At 69.2% G+C, this 19,921-nt stretch carries 20 protein-coding genes; 15 read left to right on the forward strand and 5 right to left on the reverse strand.

What is annotated here, in order from left to right; genetic code table 11:
* Positions 1-3 precede the first annotated feature (3 nt).
* Together msrB and LPB142_RS11825 are read right to left on the reverse strand one after the other, a co-directional pair.
* Positions 4-444 (reverse strand): peptide-methionine (R)-S-oxide reductase MsrB, encoded by a 441-nt coding sequence (msrB, locus tag LPB142_RS11820; RefSeq protein WP_068765834.1) that lies wholly within the window; start codon positions 442-444, stop codon positions 4-6.
* 81 nt (positions 445-525) lie between these two features.
* Positions 526-1,227: a Crp/Fnr family transcriptional regulator gene (locus LPB142_RS11825; protein WP_068765833.1), complete on the reverse strand. Its 702-nt coding sequence runs from the start codon at positions 1,225-1,227 to the stop codon at positions 526-528.
* 162 nt (positions 1,228-1,389) lie between these two features.
* Here LPB142_RS11825 and LPB142_RS11830 point away from each other — a divergent pair, with 162 nt between their 5' ends.
* Positions 1,390-2,196, forward strand: a complete 807-nt coding sequence (locus tag LPB142_RS11830) for a ubiquinone/menaquinone biosynthesis methyltransferase (RefSeq protein WP_068765832.1) — start codon at positions 1,390-1,392, stop codon at positions 2,194-2,196.
* On the forward strand, positions 2,193-3,110 hold the full coding sequence (menA, locus tag LPB142_RS11835) for a 1,4-dihydroxy-2-naphthoate octaprenyltransferase (RefSeq protein WP_082872900.1): 918 nt from the start codon (positions 2,193-2,195) through the stop codon (positions 3,108-3,110). The genes LPB142_RS11830 and menA overlap by 4 nt, the downstream gene beginning before the upstream one ends.
* 52 nt (positions 3,111-3,162) lie before the next feature.
* On the opposite strand, the gene LPB142_RS11840 is transcribed toward menA, so the two are convergent.
* Positions 3,163-3,618, reverse strand: coding sequence for a copper chaperone PCu(A)C (locus tag LPB142_RS11840; protein ID WP_068765831.1), 456 nt, complete (start codon positions 3,616-3,618; stop codon positions 3,163-3,165).
* A 201-nt stretch (positions 3,619-3,819) separates the two neighbouring features.
* Here LPB142_RS11840 and nosZ point away from each other — a divergent pair, with 201 nt between their 5' ends.
* The 10 genes from nosZ (at position 3,820) to LPB142_RS11890 (ending at position 14,218) form a co-directional block, all read left to right on the forward strand.
* Positions 3,820-6,105: a Sec-dependent nitrous-oxide reductase gene (gene nosZ / locus LPB142_RS11845; protein ID WP_068765830.1), complete on the forward strand. Its 2,286-nt coding sequence runs from the start codon at positions 3,820-3,822 to the stop codon at positions 6,103-6,105.
* Positions 6,106-6,174: 69 nt separating this feature from the next.
* Complete coding sequence (locus LPB142_RS11850; RefSeq protein ID WP_071166497.1) at positions 6,175-6,825, forward strand: c-type cytochrome; 651 nt, start codon at positions 6,175-6,177, stop codon at positions 6,823-6,825.
* 16 nt (positions 6,826-6,841) lie between these two features.
* Positions 6,842-7,558: a c-type cytochrome gene (locus tag LPB142_RS11855; RefSeq protein ID WP_068765828.1), complete on the forward strand. Its 717-nt coding sequence runs from the start codon at positions 6,842-6,844 to the stop codon at positions 7,556-7,558.
* Between the two features lie 70 nt (positions 7,559-7,628).
* A complete protein-coding gene (locus LPB142_RS11860) occupies positions 7,629-8,813 on the forward strand; it encodes a hypothetical protein (protein ID WP_071166498.1) in 1,185 nt (394 codons plus the stop codon).
* A gap of 14 nt (positions 8,814-8,827) precedes the next feature.
* Complete coding sequence (gene nosD / locus LPB142_RS11865; RefSeq protein WP_156894371.1) at positions 8,828-10,111, forward strand: nitrous oxide reductase family maturation protein NosD; 1,284 nt, start codon at positions 8,828-8,830, stop codon at positions 10,109-10,111.
* Complete coding sequence (locus LPB142_RS11870; RefSeq protein WP_068765825.1) at positions 10,108-10,923, forward strand: 4Fe-4S dicluster domain-containing protein; 816 nt, start codon at positions 10,108-10,110, stop codon at positions 10,921-10,923. Before nosD ends, LPB142_RS11870 begins: the two co-directional genes overlap by 4 nt.
* Positions 10,920-11,897 carry a NapH/MauN family ferredoxin-type protein gene (locus tag LPB142_RS11875; protein ID WP_068765824.1) on the forward strand — a complete coding sequence of 326 codons (978 nt, stop codon included), beginning with the start codon at positions 10,920-10,922 and terminating at the stop codon, positions 11,895-11,897. The genes LPB142_RS11870 and LPB142_RS11875 overlap by 4 nt, the downstream gene beginning before the upstream one ends.
* A gap of 9 nt (positions 11,898-11,906) precedes the next feature.
* Entirely contained in the window at positions 11,907-12,770 is an 864-nt protein-coding gene (locus tag LPB142_RS11880; RefSeq protein WP_071166500.1) for an ATP-binding cassette domain-containing protein, read from the forward strand.
* Position 12,771: 1 nt separating this feature from the next.
* A complete protein-coding gene (locus tag LPB142_RS11885; RefSeq protein ID WP_083392679.1) occupies positions 12,772-13,284 on the forward strand; it encodes a hypothetical protein in 513 nt (170 codons plus the stop codon).
* Between the two features lie 13 nt (positions 13,285-13,297).
* Positions 13,298-14,218: an ABC transporter permease gene (locus tag LPB142_RS11890; protein WP_198037828.1), complete on the forward strand. Its 921-nt coding sequence runs from the start codon at positions 13,298-13,300 to the stop codon at positions 14,216-14,218.
* A 56-nt stretch (positions 14,219-14,274) separates the two neighbouring features.
* Here LPB142_RS11890 and LPB142_RS11895 read toward each other — a convergent pair whose 3' ends face one another.
* Both LPB142_RS11895 and LPB142_RS11900 read right to left on the reverse strand, forming a co-directional pair.
* The gene (locus LPB142_RS11895) at positions 14,275-14,826 is read right to left on the reverse strand and encodes a TlpA family protein disulfide reductase (protein ID WP_071166502.1); all 552 of its coding nucleotides are present in this window, start codon (positions 14,824-14,826) and stop codon (positions 14,275-14,277) included.
* Entirely contained in the window at positions 14,823-15,437 is a 615-nt protein-coding gene (locus LPB142_RS11900; protein ID WP_071166503.1) for an SCO family protein, read from the reverse strand. Before LPB142_RS11900 ends, LPB142_RS11895 begins: the two co-directional genes overlap by 4 nt.
* Before the next feature lie 117 nt (positions 15,438-15,554).
* Between LPB142_RS11900 and LPB142_RS11905 the strand changes: the two genes are divergently transcribed.
* From LPB142_RS11905 to LPB142_RS11915, 3 genes are all read left to right on the forward strand, one after another.
* On the forward strand, positions 15,555-16,421 hold the full coding sequence (locus tag LPB142_RS11905) for a bile acid:sodium symporter family protein (RefSeq protein ID WP_198037829.1): 867 nt from the start codon (positions 15,555-15,557) through the stop codon (positions 16,419-16,421).
* A 92-nt stretch (positions 16,422-16,513) separates the two neighbouring features.
* Positions 16,514-18,184, forward strand: a complete 1,671-nt coding sequence (locus LPB142_RS11910) for an ABC transporter ATP-binding protein/permease (RefSeq protein ID WP_071166505.1) — start codon at positions 16,514-16,516, stop codon at positions 18,182-18,184.
* Positions 18,181-19,866: an amino acid ABC transporter ATP-binding/permease protein gene (locus LPB142_RS11915; RefSeq protein ID WP_071166506.1), complete on the forward strand. Its 1,686-nt coding sequence runs from the start codon at positions 18,181-18,183 to the stop codon at positions 19,864-19,866. Before LPB142_RS11910 ends, LPB142_RS11915 begins: the two co-directional genes overlap by 4 nt.
* Positions 19,867-19,921 lie beyond the last annotated feature (55 nt).

Here is a 19,921-nt window from a genome sequence, read left to right on the forward strand (position 1 = left end):
GGGTCAGCCGACGAGCCCGATCAGATCGCCATAGCCCTCGGCCTCCATCGCCTCGAGCGGCACGAACCGCAGCGCCGCCGAGTTGATGCAATAGCGCAAGCCCCCCGCCTCGGGCGGGCCGTCCTCGAAGACATGGCCCAGATGGCTGTCGGTCTGGCTCGAGCGCACCTCGATCCGCTCCATACCGAGGCTCGTATCGGGCAGCTCGGCCACCGCCGTGGCCCGGATCGGGCGGGTGAACGACGGCCAGCCGCAGCCCGATTCATATTTGTCCGACGAGGCAAAGAGCGGCTCGCCCGAGACCACATCGACATAGATCCCGCGCCGTTTCTCGCCCAGATATTCGCCCGTCCAAGGCCGCTCGGTGCCGCTTTCCTGCGTCACGCGATATTGCTCGGGGGTCAGGCGCGCCAGCGCCTCGTCGGTCTTGCGGTAGCTCGTCATCAGGGCCCTCCTTCGGCTCCCCGCAGACATAGCGCATCGCCCGGCCAAGAAAAGCCCCGCCCGCGCGCGCAGCCCCGCCCCTCAGCCCTTCGCCCAGGCCGCGGCCGGATCCTCCTCGGCATAATCGCGCAACACCGCGATCTCCTCGATCTCGGCGAGGTTCTGCTTCACCGTCACGCCATAGTCGCGCAGCTTGGCAAAGGCCCGGCTCAGGCTCTCGGGCTTCATCCCGAGCCGCCCCGCGATCAGAACCTTGTCATAGGGCAGCGTCACCTCGCACCGCCCCTCGCCGCAGGGCGCCAGCTCGAGCAGGAACTCCGCCACCCGCTGCGCGCCGGTCTGCGCCTTGAGCTGTTCGATCTGCGCGACAAGCCGATGCAAATGCGCAAAAGTCGCCGCCAGAAGCGCCAGCGACAGCCCCGGCTCCTCGCGGATCAGCCGCAAGATCGCCTCGGTATCGACCCGCACCAGCCGGCAATCGGTCGCGCATTCGGCCGAGACCGGGTAGGTGTCATGGGTGAAGGCGACCGCCTCGCCGAAACTGTGGCCGCGGGTGAAGACCCCCACCACCGCCTCGGCGCCGCTCGGCGCGATCCGGTAGAGCTTCACCCAGCCCTCGACGACGATATAGACCGAGCTCGCGCGCTCCCCTTGCAGGAAAATCGTCGCGCCGCGCTCCATCTCGCGCTCGCGCGCGGTGGCGAGGATCTTGTCCTGCGCCGCCCGCGGCACCGAGGCCAGAAGCAGCGATTTGCGGGTGATATTTTCGGAATCGAAGTTCATGCGCGGCCCTTTGCTGCCGTTTTGTCGCATGTTTGACCCCAAGGTTAAAGCCGGAACCGCCCGCATGACGTCGCGAAGCGGGTTGAGAAAAGTCAAAGGCGCGGCGCGCAGGGCGCGCTAGACCGGGGGCGGAATTTGCCCGCTCAGGAGGGTCGTGAGGCCATGCAACGTGCCAAGGCGCTTGAGGAAATGCGCACCAGTTTCGGCGCCGAGAAGACCACGCCCGAGGACCGCCGCGCGCGGGTCTCGGCGCTCTTCGACCGGATCGCGCCGCGCTATGATCTGATGAATGATCTGATGAGCTTCGGGCTGCATCGCTATTGGAAATCGGTGGCGGTGGCTTGGGCGGCGCGCGCGCTCGGGGGCCGCACGGGGCCCCATCTCGACCTCGCCGGCGGCACCGGCGATCTGGCGCTCGCGCTCGCCGCGCGCGCGCCCGGGCGCGAGATCCTGGTCGCCGACGCCTCCGAGGGGATGCTCGCCCAGGCGCGGCGGCGGGGCGGCGCGCGGCTTGGCTATCTGCACGCCCCCGCCGAGGATCTGCCGCTCGAGACCGGCTCGGTCGCGGCGGTCACGCTCTCCTTCGGGCTGCGCAACATGACCGATCCGGGCGCCGGCCTGCGCGAGGTGGCGCGCGTGCTCGCGCCGGGTGGCGCGTTGATCTTGCTCGAGTTTTCGCGCCCGGCCGCGTGGTTCGCGCCGCTTTACGGGCTCCATGCGCGCTATGTGATCCCCGCGCTCGGCGCGCTGATCGCGGGCGACCGGGGCGCTTATCGCTACCTCGTCGAGTCGATCGCGCGCTTCCCCGCGCGCGAAGATATCGCCCGCGAACTCGCCGCTTCGGGGTTCCACCTCGAGGCCGAGCGTGCTTTCATGTTCGGCATCGCGCGGCTGCAATGCGCGCGCCGCCCCGAAACACCGCCCGCCCCCGCCGCCGCCCCCCTGCCCGCCAAGGAGACCGCCCGATGAGTGCCCAGCCCGCCGCCCCCGCCGCCCAGGAGGCGCTGCGCGCCCGCCTCGGCGCCCTGCCGCGCCCGCTTCTGTGGGTGATCGCGGCGCGGCTGAAAACCGTCTCGCTGTCGCTCGCGCCGGTGCTCGCGGGCAGCTGGCTGGCCGCCCGCGCCGGGCTCTGGCGCCCCGATGTCACCCTCGCCGCCGGCCTCTCCGCCGCCGCGATCCAGATCGGCACCAACCTGTGGAACGACGCCGCCGATGCCGCGCGCGGGGTTGACCGCGCCGACCGGCTCGGGCCGCCGCGGCTCACCGCGCTCGGCCTGCTCGAGGGCGCGCAGGTGCGCCGCGCGGCGCTCGCGGCCTTTGGGCTGGCCACCCTCGCCGGGCTCTACCTCACCGCGCTCGGCGGCGCGCCGATCGTGGCGATCGGGCTGGCCTCGCTCCTGATGGGCTATCTCTATTCGATGGGGCCCTGGCCGATGTCGGGGCTGCCCTTCGGCGAGGCGCTGGTGATCCTGTTCTTCGGCCTCGTCGCGGTCTCGGGCACCGCCTGGCTGCAAGGCGTCGCGCCGCTCGCCCCCGAAACGCTGCGCCTTGGCGCGATGATCGGGCTACCTGCGGCGGCGGTCTTGATCCTCAACAACCACCGCGACCGCGCCCAGGATGCCCGCGCCGGGCGGCGCACGCTTGCAATCGTGATCGGGCCCACGGCCTCGCGCGCGCTCTATTTCGGCTTTCTCGCAGGCGCCTTCGCGCTCGGGGCGGCGGCCGTGGGCCCGAGCCCCTGGCTCGCGCCGGCGGGCGGGCTCGCCCTCTGGCTCGGTCATGCGATGGCGCATTGGCCGATCTCGGCCGATCTCAACCGGCTCCTGGGCCAGACCGCGCTCTTCCAGCTCCTGCTGCTCCTGGGCGTCGCGCTCGGCGGGTGAAAGAAAACGGCCGCCGGTCTCCCGACGGCCGTATCTGCCCCCGCGCGGGCGCTCAGTTCATCGCGCCCGGGCCCTTGACCGGCAGGTTCACCTCGACCTTGCCCGCGTTCTGGAATTCGAGCGTCACCGGCACCAGATCGCCCATCGCGAGCTTCGCCGTCAGCCCGATGCACATCAGATGCAGACCACCGGGCTGCAACACCGCATTACCCCCCGCCGGCACCTCGATCGAGGGCACCTGACGCATCTTCATGATCCCGTCCTCGTTGAGATGGGTATGCAGCTCGGGCCGCTCGCAGGCGGGCGTCGAGAAGGCGAGAAGCACATCCGCCGGGCCGGTCGAATGGATCGTCACGAACCCCGCCCCGTTGCCCCCGGCCATCGGCGCCGCGCGGAAGAACCCGCCCGAGATCTCGAGCCCGGGCGCGCTGGCCTCCTGCGCCTGAGTCGCCGCAGCGCCAAGGACAACCATCGCCGCCGCCGCAGAAATAAGAGAACGTTGTTTCATGCCAAACCCTTCTGATGGAACGAAAACCCTCTTCCCGGAAGGTTCCGTCGCAAGTTGCCGCCAAAGGGACATCCAAGCCTTAACAAATGTCAAGGCGTCCGCCTCACGCCCGTGTGAAGAGGGGCACGGCGCAGCTCACGAGCCGTCTGCGTCATCGGGAAACGCATTCATGCAAGAACGGCTCGAAAGTGAGGGCAAACAATGGTCAAGACCATTCACAAACGCCTGCTTGCCACGACGGGAATCGTGGCGATGTCGATGGCGATGGGCGCTTCTGCGGAAACGCTCGATGAGGTGATGGCGCGCCGCGGGCTGACCCAGCAAGATCTGGTCGCCGCCGCCAAAACCTATACCCCGACCGGCGGGCGCGATGAATTCATCGCCTTCTCGTCGGGCGGCCAGTCGGGCCAGATCATGGTCTATGGCATCCCCTCGATGCGGATCCTGAAATATATCTCGGTCTTCACCCCCGAGCCCTGGCAGGGCTTCGGCTTCGACGAGGAATCGAAGAAGATCCTCGAAGAGGGCAAGGTCGATGGCCGCACCCTGCAATGGGGCGACACCCACCACCCGGCGATCACCGAGACCAACGGCGATCTCGACGGCGAATATCTGTTCATCAACGACAAATCCGCGCCGCGCGTCGGCGTGATCTCGCTGCATGACTTCGAAACCCAGCAGATCGTGGTGAACCCGATCCTGCAATCCGAACACGGCGGCACCTTCGTGACCCCGAACTCGGAATATGTGATCGAAGCCGCGCAATATCCGGGCGTTCTGGGCCGCGGCTATGCGCCGCTGAGCCAGTTCAACGAGAAGTTCCGCGGCGCGGTCACCTATTGGAAATTCGACCGCGAGGCCGGCCGGATCGATCCGTCGAAGTCCTTCTCGATCGAGCTGCCGCCCTATAGCCAGGACTTGTCGGACGCCGGCAAACTGGTCTCGGACGGCTGGTCCTTCACCAACTCCTTCTGCGCCGAACGCTATGTCGGCGGCATCGAATCGGGCCGTCCGCCGTTTGAAGCGGGCTGCTCGCAAAACGACACCGACTATCTGCATGTGATCAACTGGAAGAAGGCCGAAGAGGTCTACAAGGCCGGCAAGGTCACCATGATCAATGACCATCCGGTGATCTCGATGCAGACCGCGATCGACGAAGGCCTCGTCTATCTGATCGCCGAGCCGAAATCGCCCCACGGCGTCGATGTCTCGCCCGACGGCAAATATATCGTCGTGGGCGGCAAGCTCGACACCCAGGCCTCGGTCTATTCCTTCGAGAAGATCATGAAGGCGGTCGAGGACAAGAATTTCGTCGGCACCGACCCCTACGGGATCCCGGTGATCGCGATGCAAGATGCGCTGCACAAACAGGTCGCGCTCGGCCTCGGGCCGCTGCACAACCAGTTCGACAGCAAACCCTGCGTGGTCTACACCTCGCTCTATGTCGACAGCCAGATCGCGAAATGGGACTATTGCGAAGGCAAGGTCCTCGACAAGCTCTCGATCCACTATAACGTCGGCCACCTCGTCGCGATGGAGGGCGAAAGCGTCCACCCGGCTGGCAAGTATCTGGTTTCGCTCAACAAGCTCGCCATCGACCGGTTCAACCCGGTGGGCCCGCTGCACCCGCAAAACCACCAGCTGATCGACATTTCCGGCGACAAGATGGAGCTTCTCTACGACATGCCGGTGCCGCTGGGCGAGCCCCACTACGTCACCGCGATCTCGGCCGAGAAACTCAAGCCGCTCGTGCGCTACAAATACGGCACGAACTCGCGCACCGGCGAGAAACACGAAGGGGCGGTGCGTCCGGGCCAGGAACGCATCGAGCGTGACGGCACCAACGTCAAGGTCTACATGACCGCGATCCGCTCGCACTTCACCCCGGAAATCGTCGAGGTGAACGAGGGCGATACCGTCGAGTTCATCATCACCAACTCCGAACGGGCCGAAGACGAAACCCACGGCTTCTCGGTCTCGACCTACAACGTCAACCTCTCGCTCGAACCGGGCAAGACCGCGACCGCGAAGATCGTTGCCGACAAACCCGGCGTGTTCTCCTACTACTGCACCGAGTTCTGCTCGGCGCTGCACCTCGAGATGACCGGGTTCCTCGCCGTCAAGCCGAAGGGCTATGTCGAAGAGGCGGGCGCGGTGTCGGAAGGCCAGGCCTACACCAAGGACGACTACGACAAGCAAACCGCGAACAACGTCGCGACCCAGGAAGTCATCGACTCGGTGGTGGCCTATATCACCGAACGCAACTTCAAGGACTTCCCGGAAGTCGTCTCGCTCGTCGAAGACGCCACCGACCAGCTGAACTTCGCCGCCGATGCCAAGGCCAAGGCCGAGGAAGCCGCGGCCAAGGAAGACTGGCAGGGCGCGACCCTCTGGGCCGGCCAGTGGTGGCAATATCAGGTCAAGGCGGCCGATATCGGCCTGCGTGCCAAGACCTTCCTCGATGAACATGGCGCTGTGAAACAATAACGCCAAAGGGCGCGGCGGGTTCTCCGCCGCGCCTCTCCCCTGTCAGCTTCCGCTCCGAGGATAGTGCCGATGCGCCTGATCTTCCGCACCCTTCTCACCGCCGCCGCCCTCGCCGCCGCGCTGCCCGCGCTGGCCGATGGCACCGACGACGGCAAGAAGGTCTACATGACCAAATCCTGCATGGCCTGCCACGGCATGAAGGGCGCCAAGCCGGTGATGACCTATCCCGCGCTCGCCGGGCAGAACGAGAAATACCTGCTCAACCAGCTCAAGGACATCAAGGCCGGCAAACGCGTCGGCACCATTGATGAAACCACCGGCCACCCCTTCGTGCAGGGCATGACCGACATCATGCATCTCGTCGATGAAAACGACCTCAAGAATGTCGCGAAATATCTCGCCGAGCAAAAACCCGGCGCGCCGAAGGCCCTCGACCCGGCCCCCGCGCCCGAGGAGATCGCCGCGGGCGAGGCCGCCTATAACAGCCTTGGCTGCAAATCCTGCCACGGCAAGGACGGGATGAAACCCTCGACCAAGACCTACCCCTTCCTCGCCGGTCAGAATCGCGCTTATCTGATCCGCGCGATGACCGAAATCCGCGACAAGACCCGCGTCAACGGCCAGTCGAAACTGATGTTCGGCACGATCAAGAAAGCCTCCGACGCAGAGATCGCCGCGATGGCGAGCTGGCTGTCGCAAATCGACCGCTCCGCCGAGTAACGAAAGGATATCCCAGATGAAAACCCGCATTTCCCTGATCTCGGCCGCCGCGCTGCTCGCGCTCGCGCTGCCCGCCCTGGCCGAGGGCACCGTCGACACCTCCTCCTGGAACCAGGGCGGCGGCGAACAGGATGAGGCGCTCCACCTCACCCCCAACCATGAAAACGGCATCGAGGTCTATGAGGTCTGCTCGGCCTGCCACCAGCTCAACGGCTGGGGCCTCGAGGACGGCACCTTCCCGCAGATCGCCGGCCAGCACAAGGACGTGATCATCAAGCAGCTCGCCGATATCCGCGCGCTCAACCGCGACAACCCGACGATGTATCCCTTCGCGCTCCCCTCCGAGATCGGCGGCGCGCAATCGATCGCCGATGTGGCGGAATATATCTCGAAACTGCCGATGAACCCCAACAACGGCAAGGGCCCGGGCACCAATCTCGCGCTCGGCGAACAGCTCTACAAGGATAACTGCGTGCGCTGCCACGGCGCCGAGGGCGAGGGCGATGACGCGAAATTCTACCCCCGCATCCAGGGCCAGCATTTCAACTACCTGATGCGCCAGTATGAATGGATCAAGACCGGCAAGCGGCGCAACGCCAACCCCGACATGGTCCAGCAGATCCAGGGCTTCACCGACGCCGATACCGAGGCCGTGCTCGATTACGTCTCGCGGCTCAAACCGCCGGCGGAGCTGGTGGCCGCGCCCGATTGGGTCAACCCCGATTTCGAATGACCGCGCGGGCGCCGGGGGGCTTTCCCCCCGGCGCCCCGCCTGACCGACATAGCCTGACAGGATCTCACCCATGGACAAGGCCCCCCTCGACAAACGCGGCCTCCTCTACCGCGTGCTCACGCTCCTCTCCGTCTGCCTGATCGCCGCGTCCTTCTTCAGCCCCGGCTGGTGGGTGTCGCTGACCGCGCCGAACTACCCCGAAGCGACCTTCCCGCAGGGGATCCGCATCCTCTTCCACATGGATTCGGTGCGCAACGGCTGCGATATCCGCGCCAGCCAGGAAGTCGAGGAGAACGAGGCCCTCGATTGCGTCCATGAGATGGACACCATCAACCATTACGTCGGCATGTATCCGATCGCCTCGGGCGGGCCGGTGGAAAAAGCCTTCTCGCCCTTCCTCTTCGCGATGCTCGGCGTGATGGCGCTGGCCTTCGCCGCCCCCGGCCGCGCGGCGCGCATCGGCGTCTCGGTCGCGGGCTATGGCGCGATCGCGGTCTGGATGAGCCTCGCGCTTTATGGCGAAAACGGCGTCGGGCTGACCACCTCGGGCTATCTCAAGGGCCTCGTCGTCTCGCTCGGCCAAGATAGCGGCGACAAGGTCGAGGCCGATCAGAACCTCTCGCCGATCGTCAAGATGCTCAAGCAATCGCTCGCCGAAAGCGCCGACAAGGAGCAAAAGACCACCGCCGTCGCCGGCGACCGCGCCAGCCTGATCGCCAACCTCAAGGCCAATTACGAGATCGACGAACAGAAGAAACCGATGCATGAACAAGTGGCCTGGAATGGCTCGATCATGCAGGTGTTCCAGTGGCATTACGCCAAATCGCTCGCACGCTGGTTCAACGAACCCGCCCGCAACGACCCGCTCGTCGCGACGATGAGCTCGGTGGCGCAGATCCTTTACGTCGTGGTGCTGGCCTTCATGGCGCTGATGATCTTCGCGGCGTTTTCGGCGCGCTCCGTGTTCTACTGGCTCTTGGTTCTGGTGCCGATGGCGCTGCCGGTGGGGTTCATCGCCGAATATGCCGGCTGGCTGTGGTGGTATGGGCATTCGCTCAACGAAATGGGCGCCTTCACGCTCAAACCCTTCATGCCCACCGTCTTTGGCGACGGCAAGGTGGCGCAGTTCACCACCCATTCCTACCCCGCGCAGGGCTTCTTCCTGATGCTCGGCTCCTCGGCGCTCCTCGTGCTAGCCGCGCTGATCCGGCTCAAACAGCTGCGGCTGGCGGGCGACCGCGCCGCGCGGATGTGACCTCGGAGGCTTCGATGCGTATTGCCTTGCTCATCGCCTGTCTTGCCCTCGCCGCCCCCGCGGCGCTGGCCGAGACCTTGCAAGAGCGCATCGACGCCGCCCCCGATGGCGCCGAGATCACCCTGACCCCGGGCGAGGTCTACATGGGCCCGGTCGTCGTGCGCCACCCGGTGGTGATCGACGGCCAGGGCTCGGCGGTGATCGACGGCGGCGGCAAGGGCACGGTGCTGACGCTCGAAACCGATGGCGCGACGGTGAAGAACGTGACCCTGCGCAACTCCGGCCGGCTCCATAACGAGGTCAACGCCGGCCTGCGCATCAAGGGCGCGTTCAACGTGGTGCGCGACACCCGTATCGAGAACTCCCTCTTCGGCATCGACCTGACCCAGGCCAACAACAACGTCCTGCGCCGCAACTATATCTCGTCGAAACACGTCCCCCTCGAGATCCGCGGCGATTCCGTGCGGATCTGGTATTCCAACGACAACCTCTTCGAGCAGAACCACGTCGAGAACGCCCGCGATTTCGTGGTCTGGTACAGCTCCGGCAACATCATCCGCGATAACCGCATCCAGCACGGCCGCTATGGCATCCACTTCATGTATGCCCATGAAAACCTTGTCGAAAACAACGAGATCTCGGATTGCGTGGTGGGCATCTTCCTGATGTATGCCAATGACATCACCGTGCGCGGCAACCAGATCCTGCGGTCCTGGGGCGCGGCGGGCATGGGGGTGGGCTTCAAGGAGACCTCCGGCGCCGTCGTCGAGGACAACAAGATCCTCGGCAATGCGGTCGGCATCTATCTCGACCCCTCGCCCTGGGATCCCGACAGCCCCAACGCCTTCCACCGCAACCAGATCGCCTATAACGGCATCGGCGTGCAGTTCCATACCGAATGGACCGGCAACGATTTCCGCGACAACAACTTCATCTCGAATTTCACCCAAATCTCGGTGCGCGGCCGCGGCACGGCGCTGAAAGAGGGCTGGAACGGCAATTACTGGGAAGATTACGCGGGCTTCGACCGCGATGGCGATGGCATCGGCGACGCGCCCTACGAGATCTACAATTACGCCGATGTGCTCTGGATGGACCTGCCGCCCGCGGCCTTCTTCCGCGGCGGGCTGGCGCTTGCGGCGCTCGATTTCGTCGAACGTCTGGCGCCCTTCACCGAGCCGCAACTTCTGGTGCGCGAGGCCCGCCCGATGGCCCGGCCCCTCGACCATGCCGCCGCGCGCGCCGAAACCGCGCCGCGCGAGAACCCGAAATCTGCCTTGGAGATGTTGACGCAATGAGCGACCCCTCCGCCCCTGAAACGGCCCCTGCCGCCCCTGCGGCCAAACCGCAAAAACGCCTCACCCGCCGCGAGTTGGAGCGCCGCCGGCTGCTCCTGCGCTCGCTCGGCGCGACGGTGGCCGCGCTCGGCGCAGGCCTCGTCGGCTGGTATCCGACCGGGCGCGACCTCTTCGACCGGCTGCGCCCGCCCGGCGCGCTCGATGAGCGCGACTTCCTCGCCGCCTGCATCAAATGCGGCCAATGCGTCCAGGTTTGCCCGGTCGAGGCGATCAAGCTCGGCGATGGCGAAGAGGGCTACGGCCTCGGCGTGCCCTATATCGATGCGCGCGCGCAGGCGTGCGATTTCTCCTGCGACGCGGTGCAATGCGTGCTCGCCTGCCCGACCGGCGCGCTCTCGCATCTGATCGCGACGAAGGAGGAGGTGACGATGGGCGTGGCGCGTCTGGCGCGCCCCGAAAGCTGCCTGGCGATGCGCGGCGAGGGCTTCCGCGGCCTCGCGCGCGGCTATGATTTCACCGGCAAGCTGCGCTATGAAGAGATCGACCGCTGGGATCCGCTGCCCGTGGCCGAACACCCCTATGATCTTGAAATCTGTGACCTTTGTGTCCGCGAATGCCCGATCGAGGGCGCCATCGCGCTCGCGCCCCTTTCCGCCGACCCGGCCGACAAGCGCCGCATGCCGGTCGTCGCGAAAAGCTGCGTCGGCTGCGGCACCTGCGAGATGATCTGCCCCGCCGAACCCGCCGCGATCATCATCGACACCGAGATGGGCCTCGCCCTCGAGGCGCAGAAGAAGGAGGCCCTGGCATGAGCTGGTTCCTGCACAAACTCGCGATGATGTTCGGCGCCGAGCCGCGCAAGCCCACCGCCGCCGAGGAGACCGAGGCCGCGCGCGAGATGAAGCGCTTCAAGAAGACCCCGGCCGAGGTGATCAAACGCAAGGAAATCATCGCCGAGGAAGCCAATCTGATCTCCGGCCGCCACAAATGGCGCAACCTGCGCTGGGCCTCGATCCTCGGCATCAACGCGCTTTTCATCCTGTCCTTCCAGTTCGATGTGCAGCTCGTCGAGGGCGCGCTGACCGCCTCGCGGTTTCTGGGCTTCCACATGGCCGACCCGAACGCCGCGCTGCAGGTGATGCTCGCCTTCAAGGAGGTGATGCTCAACCTCGTGATCGGCACGGTGACGGTGGTGTTCCTGTGGTGGCTGGTCGGCGGGCGGGCGTTTTGCTCCTGGGCCTGCCCCTATCACCTCTTGGCCGAATGGGCCGAGGCGATCCACCTCTTCCTCGCCCGGCGCGGCTGGGTCAAGGATCACCCGTTCCACCGCGGCATGCGCCTCGTGCTCTGGGTGGCGTTCATGGCGCTGGCCTTCCTGACCGGCTACACCGTCTTTGAATATATCAACCCCGTCGGCATCGTCTCGCGCGCGCTGATCTATGGGCCCACCTTCGCGGTGATCTGGGTGATTTTCCTCCTCGGCGTCGAGATCTTCTTCTCGCGGCGCTTCTGGTGCCGCTATGTCTGCCCGATCGGGCTGACCTATGGCATCACCGGCGCCATCGCGCCCGTGCAGATCAAATACGACCTCTCGAAATGCGTCCATGAGGGCGAATGCCGCGCGGTCTGCCTCGTGCCGCATGTTCTCGAGATCACCAAGATGGGCTATGCTCAGGACACCACCGAATTCATCGGCCCCGATTGCACGCGCTGCGGTCTGTGCGTCGATGCCTGCCCGCAAGAAGCGCTGAGCTTCACCCTGCGCGGGCTCGACAAGATCCTCTGAGGGCAAGCCATGATCTCCATCGACCGCCTCTCCAAACGTTTCGACCGCCGCGCGGTGCTCGACGAGCTCACCCTCTCGATCGAGCGCGGCGACCGCATCGCGCTGATCGGCCAGAACGGCGCCGGCAAGACCACGCTCTTTCGCTGCCTGCTCGGCCATTACGGCCATCAGGGCACGATCGCCTTCGATGGCGTCGCGGGCCGGCGGCGCGAGACCGCGGCGCTCTCGCGGGTGGCCTTCGTGCCGCAACTGCCGCCGCCCCTGCGGATGCCGGTGGGCGAGCTTCTCAGCTTCGCCGAAAAGGGCGCGGGCGCCGATCCGCGCGCGATGCGCGAGATCGCCGGGCGGCTCGGGATCGACCTCGACGAGGTCCGCGCGCGGCCGTTCTTCCGGCTCTCGGGCGGGCAGAAACAGAAGATCCTCGTCACCGTGGCGCTCGGCCGCGCGGCCGATCTGATGATCTTCGACGAGCCCGCCGCCAACCTCGATCCGGCCGCGCGGGCGGTGTTCATCGACCTGCTGGCCGAGCGGCGCGAGGCCTCGATGCTGATCGCGAGCCACCGGCTCGAAGAGGTGGCGGGCCTCGTCAACCGGGTGATCGAGCTCGACCGCGGGCGCGTGGTGCTCGATGAGGCGGTGCTCGACCGGCTGCGCGCGGGCGCGACGCATCGCGCCGTGATCACCCTCGACGCGCCCCACGAGCCGCTCGCGCGCGCGCTCACCGGCTGGGGCTTTGCCGCCGCGCCCTCGGGGCTGCGCTTTGCCGGCCCGGTGCCCGCCGCCGAGACCTTCCGCTTCCTCGGGCTCGTCGCCCGCTATGGCAGCCTGATCGAGAGCCTCAGCCTCGAGCAGGACACCCCGGAGGAGATCTGACATGTGCCACCACTGCCCCCCCCTCTCCCGCGCCCGCGGCCCGAGCCGCCGCGCGATGCTTGCGCTGCTCGTCGGCGCGCCGCTTCTGGCCGCCTGCAAGCCGCAAACCGAGGGCCCCGAGCCGATCCGCTGGGGCCGCGAGACCTGCGAGATCTGCGGGATGATCATCTCCGAGCCGCAATATGCCGCCGAGATCCGGGGCGGCCCGGACGCCAAGCTGGTCAAATTCGACGATATCGGCGATGCGGTCCACTGGCTCGAGGGCAAGGAGTGGAAGGACGACCCCGGGATCGAATTCTGGGTGATGGATTACGACAGCGGCTTTGCCGGCGATCAATGGCTCGATGCGCGAAAGGCCCACTTCCGCTCGGGCGTCGTCAGCCCGATGGATTACGGCTTTGCGGCGGTGAAATTGCCCGCCTCCGATACCGTCGATTTCGCCGCGATGCACAAGGCGGTCTTGGCGCGCGGCTTGACCTCGCGGTGCCACCCGGACGAGATAGGGAAAGGCTGACAGGATGAACGCGATGACCTCTGCCCAGATCGACACCGCCGCCGAAGCGGCCGCGGCCACGCCCGCGCGCGCCGCGGTGCACCCCGCCCGCCCCGAGGCGCCGCCGCGCACCGGGCTCGGGCTCGCGATGCGGCTCGAGCTCTCCGAGAGCCTGCGCTCGCGCTGGTTCCATTTCTATTCCGTCGTGGTGATCGGGCTGATGGCGCTTTTGATCACCACCGGCATCTCCGAGAGCCGGGTGCTCGGCTTCACCGGCCTGTCGCGGCTTCTGGTGACCTATATCCAGCTCGCCATGGCGATCTTGCCGCTCTTCATCGTGGTCACCACCGCGCGCTCGATGGTGGGCGATCGCGAGGCGGGCAATCTCGAATACATGCTCGCCTTCCCGGTCTCGCTGCGGGTCTGGTATTGGGGGCGGTTTCTGGCGCGGCTGGTGCTGACGCTCGCGCCCGTCGCGCTCGCGCTCGGCCTTGCGGCGGGCTATGGGCTCGCGCGTGGCCATGAGGTGCCCTGGGCGCCGATCGCGCTCTATTCGGGGCTGATCGCGGCGCTGGCGAGCTGTTTTCTCGGCATCGGCTTCTTGATCTCGGCGCTCTCGCGCTCGACCGAGGTGGCGCTCGGCGCCTCGCTGCTGGTCTGGCTCACGCTCGTCGCGCTGCTCGATCTGCTGCTCCTGTCGATCCTGATCCAGAACCAGATCGTGCCCGAGGTGGTGATCGGCATTGCGCTTGCGAACCCGTTGCAGGCCTTCCGCACCGCCTCGATGATCCTCTTCGACCCGCAGCTGATCCTGCTCGGCCCGGCGTCTTATGTGATCCTCGACCATTTCGGCGTGGGCGGCTATGTCGCCTGGGCGCTGGCCTATCCGGCCGGGCTCGGCCTCGTCTTCGCGGCGCTCGGCTATTGGCGCTTCTCGCGCTCGGATCTGGTCTGAGACAAGAAGAAGGGGGCCCGTGGGCCCCCTCAAGTCCGTGGCGCGCCGCCCAGGGATCAGCCGCGCGCCAATGCCGCGAGCCAGTCGAAACTCGCCGCGTCATCCCATCGCGCCTCGCCCGCAACCAGCGCCACCGCCGCGCCCCCGGCATCGACCACGACCGAGCTCGGCAGGTTCTCGAGGCCAAAGACCGCGGCAAGGTTCTCCCCCTCGCCAAGCAGCACCGGCAGCCCCTCGATCCCTTCCTCGGCATAAAACCGCCGCACCCCGGCCGCGCCGCGCCAGTCGAAGCTGATCGGCAAGATCTCGAGCGCGAGCCCCTCGGCCGCCACCCGCCCCGCGAGCCGGGCGATCTCGGGCATCTCGCGCCGGCACGGCAGACACCAGGGCGCCCAGAGCGTGACGAGCAGAACCCGCCCGCGGTGCTCGGAGAGCGTGCCCGGCACCCCGTCACCGGTCTTGTAGGTGAGCTCGCCCGCCGGGCGCGGCGGCGCGAACGGCCGGGCCAGGGCCGCCGCCGAAGGCGCCGCCCCCGCCGCCCGCGCGCCCCCGAAGGCCGCGCAGGCAAACCCCGCCGCCAGCACCCCGCGCCGCGTCAGCGCGCTCATTGCTCGGGCACCGCCGCGATCTGGACCTTCAGATCCGCGGCCATCTCGGCGCCCGTCGTGCCATGCGGATAGCGCTTGATCAGCTGCCCGTCGGGCCCCACCAGCGCCACCGAGGCCGTATGGTCGATCGAATAGCGCTCGGGCTGCGCCGGATCGGGCACGATCCGCTCATAGCGCGCATTGAAGGCCGCGACCATGTGGTCGGTATAGGCCTTCGGGCCGCGCAGCGGGATGATCCGGCTATCGAAAACGGCGGTATACTCTTGCAGGAGCTTGGCCGTGTCATGATCGGGGTCGACGGTGACAAAAAGCGGCGCGACGCGCGCGGCCTGCGCCTCATCGAGCCCCGCCAGCGCATCGGCGATCACCGAAAGCGTCGTCGGGCAGACATCGGGGCAGCCGGTATAGCCGAAGTAGATCAAGACGAACTTGCCCAGAAAATCCTCATCCGTCAAAGCGTTACCCCAGGCATCCTCCATCAGGTAACGCCGCGGCACAGGCGCCTCCGTGGCCGCCTCGGGGCCGGGTTCGAGATCGGCATGTTGGGCAAAGAGCGGCCCGGCCACGACAAGCGCAGCCCCGGCGGCGAGAAAAAAGCGACGGTCGAGCATCGGCGGATCCTTCCGGTTTTGCGCCGAACCTACGGCCCCGCCCGCGCCCCGGCCTTGACTTTGATCAGGGCGCGCCACGCGCAAAGCCGGCATCGAGGGAAAAAAGAGGAGGCCCGGATGGCGGCACTCATGGCGGCGTTCCTGCCGGTGGCGATGATGGTTCTGATGCTCGCGCTCGGGCTGCGGCTGGCGCCCGGGGCGCTGGTGGCGGCGGTGCGCACGCCGCGGGCGCTCGGCGCGGGGCTCGCGCTGCAAATGCTGGCGCTGCCGGTGCTCGCGTTTTGCCTCGCGCGCGGCTTCGGGCTCTCGGCGCCGCTCAGCGCGGGGCTGATGCTCGTCGCGGCGAGCCCCGGGGGGGTGAGCTCGAACTACATCACCCATCTGGCGCGCGGCTCGGTGGCGCTCTCGGTGACGATGACGCTTGTCACCTCGCTCCTCGCGCCGCTCTCGCTGCCGCTGGTGCTCGCGCTCTCGGGGGTTGCCGCGCCGCACAGCGCGGCGCTGTGGCGCATTTCGCTCGGCATGAGCGCGGTGGCGCTGGCGCCGCTCGCGCTCGGCATGGCGGTGGGCCGGTTCGCGCCCGCCCTCGCGGCGCGCGCGAGCCGCCTGCTCGACCCGCTCGCGCGCGGGCTCTTCGCGCTGATGGTGGGGGCGACCTTCGTGCAGAACTGGGGCGCGATGCGGGCGGGCTTTGCCGGCGCGGGGCCGGCGGTGATCGCGCTGGCGGTGCTGGCGCCGGCGATGGCGCTCGGCGCGGCGCGCGCGCTCAGGCTCGGCGCGGCGGCCGGGCGCACCATCGCCATCGAGATCTCGCTGCAAAATGTCGCGATCACGATCTTCGTCGCGGGCAAGCTCCTCGGCGCGCCCGAGCTCGCGATCCCCGGGCTGATCTATGCGGTGATGATGAATATCGTCGCGCTCGGCTTCATCCTGAGCGCCCCGGCCCCCGAACCCGCGCCCGAGCCCGACCCCGCCCCGCGCTGATCCGCGCGCCCAAATGTCGCAGTGCGGCCGCGCGCGGTTGCCATGCGCGGCCGAGGGGCTAAATCGCGCAGGGATCTGCCCCGGAAAGCCCGATGCCCCGCACCGCCCGCCCGCTTGACCGCCTCGCCGCCCCCGTCGCCCCCCGGCTGGGGCGCGCGGCGGGGCTGTCGGTCCTTGCGGCGCTCGTCTGGCCGTTTCAGGCCGCGCTGATCGCCCTCGCGCTGGGCGGGCTCGTCGCCCCGCAGGGCGCGCGGCTCGCGCCGCTGACCGCGGCGCTCGGCTTTCTCGCGCTCGCGGCCCTGCGCGCAGGCCTCGAGGCGCTCGCGCAGCGCCGCGCCGAAGAGGCCGCGCTCGATCTCGTCGAGACCACGCGCGCGGGGTTGCTGCGCGCCGCCGCCCGCCAACAGCCCGGCGCCGAGGCGCTCAGCCCCGCCTCCCTCGCCGCGCTCGCGGGCGAAAAGGCGGCGCTGCTTGCGCCCTGGGCCGCGCGCTTCCGCCCGGCAATGGCGCGCGCGCGCTGGGTTCCTGCGCTCTACCTCGCGCTCGCGCTCAGCCAAAGCTGGGTCGTGGCGCTGATCTTCGCGATCGCCGGGCCGCTGATCCCGCTGTTCATGGCGCTGGTCGGCATGGCCGCCGAGGATGCCGCGCGCCGCCAGATGGGCGAGATCGGCTCGCTCTCGAGCCTCGCCGTCGACCGGATCGCCGCGATCACCGATCTGCGCCTACTTGGCGCCACGGCGCGCGCACGCACCGATCTCGCCCAGGCCGCCGAAACCCTGCGCACGCGCACCATGGCGGTGCTGCGCGTGGCCTTCCTGTCCTCGACCGTGCTCGAACTTTTCGCCGCCCTCGGGGTGGCGCTGGTCGCGGTCTATGTCGGCTTCGCGCTGCTCGGCGAGATCCGCTTTGGCGCCTGGGGCGGGCCGCTCTCGGCGCCGGCGGGGATCTTCCTGCTCCTGATCGCGCCGGAATTTTTCCAACCCCTGCGGGATCTTGCGAGCGCCTGGCATGATCGCGCCGCGGCGATCGCGGTGGCCGATGAGCTGAGCGGCGCGCAAACCGCCCTCGCCGCCGCGCGCCCGATCCTCGGCCAGGGCGCGCCCGCCGCCGCGTTCGCCCCCGCGCCGCTCGCCTGGACGGGCCTGCGCGCCGCCCCCGCGCCCGGCGCCGCGGCGCTGAGCTTCCCCGATGGCGCGGTCGCGCCCGGCGAGGCGGTGGCGCTCACCGGGCCCTCGGGGGCGGGCAAATCGACGCTGCTGGCGGTGCTCGCGGGGCTGATCGAGGCGCAGGCGGGCACGGTCCGCTGGGGCGCGACCCCGCTCACCGATGCCAGCGCCGATGGCTTGCGCGCGGGGCTCGCCTTCGTCCCGCAAGCCCCGCGCTTCCCCGATGCCCCGCTCGGCGCGGCGATCGCGCTCGGCCGCCCGGGCGATCTCGCGGCCGCGCTCGCGGCGGCGCAGGCGAGCGAGATCGTCGCGGCGCTGCCCGGCGGGCTCGCGGCGCGGCTGGGCGAGCTCGGCGGCGGCGTCTCGGGCGGCGAGGCGCGCCGCTTCGCGCTCGCCCGCGCCCATCTCGCCCAGCCCGCGCTCGTGCTCGCCGATGAACCCACCGCCGATCTCGACCCCGAGACCGCCCGCGCGGTGACCGAGAGCCTGCTGGCGCTGCGCGCGCGCGGCGCGGGGCTCCTGATCGCGACCCATGACCCGGCGCTGATCGCCCGGCTCGACCGCGAAATCGCGCTGACGCCGGAGGGCCGGCCATGACGCTTTGGCGCCTCACCCGGAGGCTGCTCGCCGCCGATCCGCGCGCCTTCCGCCGCGGGCTCGCGCTCGCCACGCTGGTGCTCGTCATGGGCGCAGCGCTCCTCGGCCTCTCGGGGTGGTTCGTCACCGCATCGGCGGCGGCGGGGCTCGCGGGCGTCGGCATCGGCTTCGATTTCTTCCGCCCCTCGGCGGGGGTGCGCTTTCTCGCGCTCGGCCGGGCCGCGGCGCGCTATGGCGAGCGGCTCGTCACCCATGACGCCACGCTGCGCGCGCTCGCGGCGCTGCGGGTTGCGGTGCTCGGCGGTATCGCGGGCCTGCCCCATGAGGCGCAGGCGCGGCTGCGCTCGGGGCGCGCGCTCAACCGCCTCACCGCCGATGTCGATGCGCTCGACGGGCTGATGCTGCGCCTCGTGCTGCCGGGGCTGGCGGCGGCGGCGACCCATCTGGGCGCGGCCGTGGCGCTGTGGCAGCTCACCGCGCCGGCCATCGCGCTCGCGGTTTCGGCAAGCTATGCCCTTGGCGGCGCTGTGCTTTTAACCCATGCCGCGCGGGCGGGCGCGCCGCCGGCCGAGGCCGCCGAGACCGCCGCGCAGGCGCTGCGCGCGGGCGCGCTCGATCTCGGGCGCGCGCGCGTCGATCTTGCCGCCGCGGGCGCGCTCACCGCCGCGCTCGCCCGCGTTCTGGACGAGGCGCGCGCCGAGCATGACGCCCGCCGCACCGCCGCCCGCATCGAGCGGCAGGACGGCGCCCTGCTCGCTCTCACCACCGCCACCGCCACCGCGCTCGCCCTCGCGATCGGCGTCACGCTGGTCGAGGCGGGGAGCCTCAGCGCCCCCCGCGCCGCGATCGGCATCTTCGTCGCGCTCGCGCTTGGCGAGACGCTCGGCCAGTTGCGGCGCGGCATGGCCGATCTCGGGCGGATCCGCGGCGCGGGCGCGCGCGTGCTCGACCTCACCGGCCCCGAAGCGGGCGCCGCCCCCGGCGCCGCCCCCGCCCCCGCGCCCGCCGCGCCGCCCGCGACCGCCGCCGGGCCGGTTCTCCGCGCCGAAAGCCTCGCCTTCACCCGCCCGGGCGCGGCCCGCGCGCTCTTCGGCCCGCTCGATCTCGCCCTCGCGCGCGGCGAGACGGTGGCGCTCACCGGCCCCTCGGGGGTTGGCAAATCGACCCTTCTCGCCACGCTCGCGGGCCTCCTCACGCCGAGCGCGGGCCGCTTGACGCTCCTTGGCGCGCCGCTTGGCGCCTGGCCCGAGGCGGATCTGCGCGCCCGCCTCACCCTCGTGCCGCAGCGCCCGCAGCTGATCGGCGGCACGATCGCCGAGAACCTTGCGCTGGCGCTGCCCGAGGGGGCGGCGCTCGACCCGGGTCGCGCCCGCGCCCTCCTCGAAGCCTTTGATCTCTGGGCCGATCTCGCCCCCCGCGGCGGGCTTTCGGCGCGGCTCGGCGAAGGCGGCGCGGGGCTCTCGGGCGGCCAGATCAAGCGCCTCGCGCTCGCCCGCGCGGTGGTGCGCGCCCCGGAGGTTCTGCTCCTCGACGAGCCGACCGAGGGGCTCGACCTCGCCACCGCCGCCACCACCCTCACCGCGCTGCGCACCCTGTTGCCCGCGACGGCGATCCTCTTCGTCTCGCACCACCCCGAAGACCTCGCCCGCGCCGACCGCCGCCTCGCGCTGCCCGGGCGCTGAGCGGGCACACATCGCCCCGAGCCGCCCGCTGCGACGAAAAGCGCATTTGATCCAC

Source organism: Rhodobacter xanthinilyticus, assembly GCF_001856665.1.
Lineage (GTDB): Bacteria > Pseudomonadota > Alphaproteobacteria > Rhodobacterales > Rhodobacteraceae > Rhodobacter > Rhodobacter xanthinilyticus.

Coding starts and splice junctions, on each gene's coding strand:
- LPB142_RS11825 (WP_068765833.1), bottom strand. CDS start 1,227: ATGAACTTCGATTCCGAAAATATCACCCGCAAATCGCTGCTTCTGGCC.
- LPB142_RS11885 (WP_083392679.1), top strand. CDS start 12,772: ATGTGCCACCACTGCCCCCCCCTCTCCCGCGCCCGCGGCCCGAGCCGC.
- LPB142_RS11880 (WP_071166500.1), top strand. CDS start 11,907: ATGATCTCCATCGACCGCCTCTCCAAACGTTTCGACCGCCGCGCGGTG.
- LPB142_RS11905 (WP_198037829.1), top strand. CDS start 15,555: ATGGCGGCACTCATGGCGGCGTTCCTGCCGGTGGCGATGATGGTTCTG.
- LPB142_RS11840 (WP_068765831.1), bottom strand. CDS start 3,618: ATGAAACAACGTTCTCTTATTTCTGCGGCGGCGGCGATGGTTGTCCTT.
- nosD (WP_156894371.1), top strand. CDS start 8,828: ATGCGTATTGCCTTGCTCATCGCCTGTCTTGCCCTCGCCGCCCCCGCG.
- LPB142_RS11900 (WP_071166503.1), bottom strand. CDS start 15,437: ATGCTCGACCGTCGCTTTTTTCTCGCCGCCGGGGCTGCGCTTGTCGTG.
- LPB142_RS11890 (WP_198037828.1), top strand. CDS start 13,298: ATGACCTCTGCCCAGATCGACACCGCCGCCGAAGCGGCCGCGGCCACG.
- LPB142_RS11855 (WP_068765828.1), top strand. CDS start 6,842: ATGAAAACCCGCATTTCCCTGATCTCGGCCGCCGCGCTGCTCGCGCTC.
- LPB142_RS11915 (WP_071166506.1), top strand. CDS start 18,181: ATGACGCTTTGGCGCCTCACCCGGAGGCTGCTCGCCGCCGATCCGCGC.
- LPB142_RS11895 (WP_071166502.1), bottom strand. CDS start 14,826: ATGAGCGCGCTGACGCGGCGCGGGGTGCTGGCGGCGGGGTTTGCCTGC.
- LPB142_RS11870 (WP_068765825.1), top strand. CDS start 10,108: ATGAGCGACCCCTCCGCCCCTGAAACGGCCCCTGCCGCCCCTGCGGCC.
- msrB (WP_068765834.1), bottom strand. CDS start 444: ATGACGAGCTACCGCAAGACCGACGAGGCGCTGGCGCGCCTGACCCCC.
- LPB142_RS11910 (WP_071166505.1), top strand. CDS start 16,514: ATGCCCCGCACCGCCCGCCCGCTTGACCGCCTCGCCGCCCCCGTCGCC.
- LPB142_RS11875 (WP_068765824.1), top strand. CDS start 10,920: ATGAGCTGGTTCCTGCACAAACTCGCGATGATGTTCGGCGCCGAGCCG.
- LPB142_RS11860 (WP_071166498.1), top strand. CDS start 7,629: ATGGACAAGGCCCCCCTCGACAAACGCGGCCTCCTCTACCGCGTGCTC.
- nosZ (WP_068765830.1), top strand. CDS start 3,820: ATGGTCAAGACCATTCACAAACGCCTGCTTGCCACGACGGGAATCGTG.
- menA (WP_082872900.1), top strand. CDS start 2,193: ATGAGTGCCCAGCCCGCCGCCCCCGCCGCCCAGGAGGCGCTGCGCGCC.
- LPB142_RS11830 (WP_068765832.1), top strand. CDS start 1,390: ATGCAACGTGCCAAGGCGCTTGAGGAAATGCGCACCAGTTTCGGCGCC.
- LPB142_RS11850 (WP_071166497.1), top strand. CDS start 6,175: ATGCGCCTGATCTTCCGCACCCTTCTCACCGCCGCCGCCCTCGCCGCC.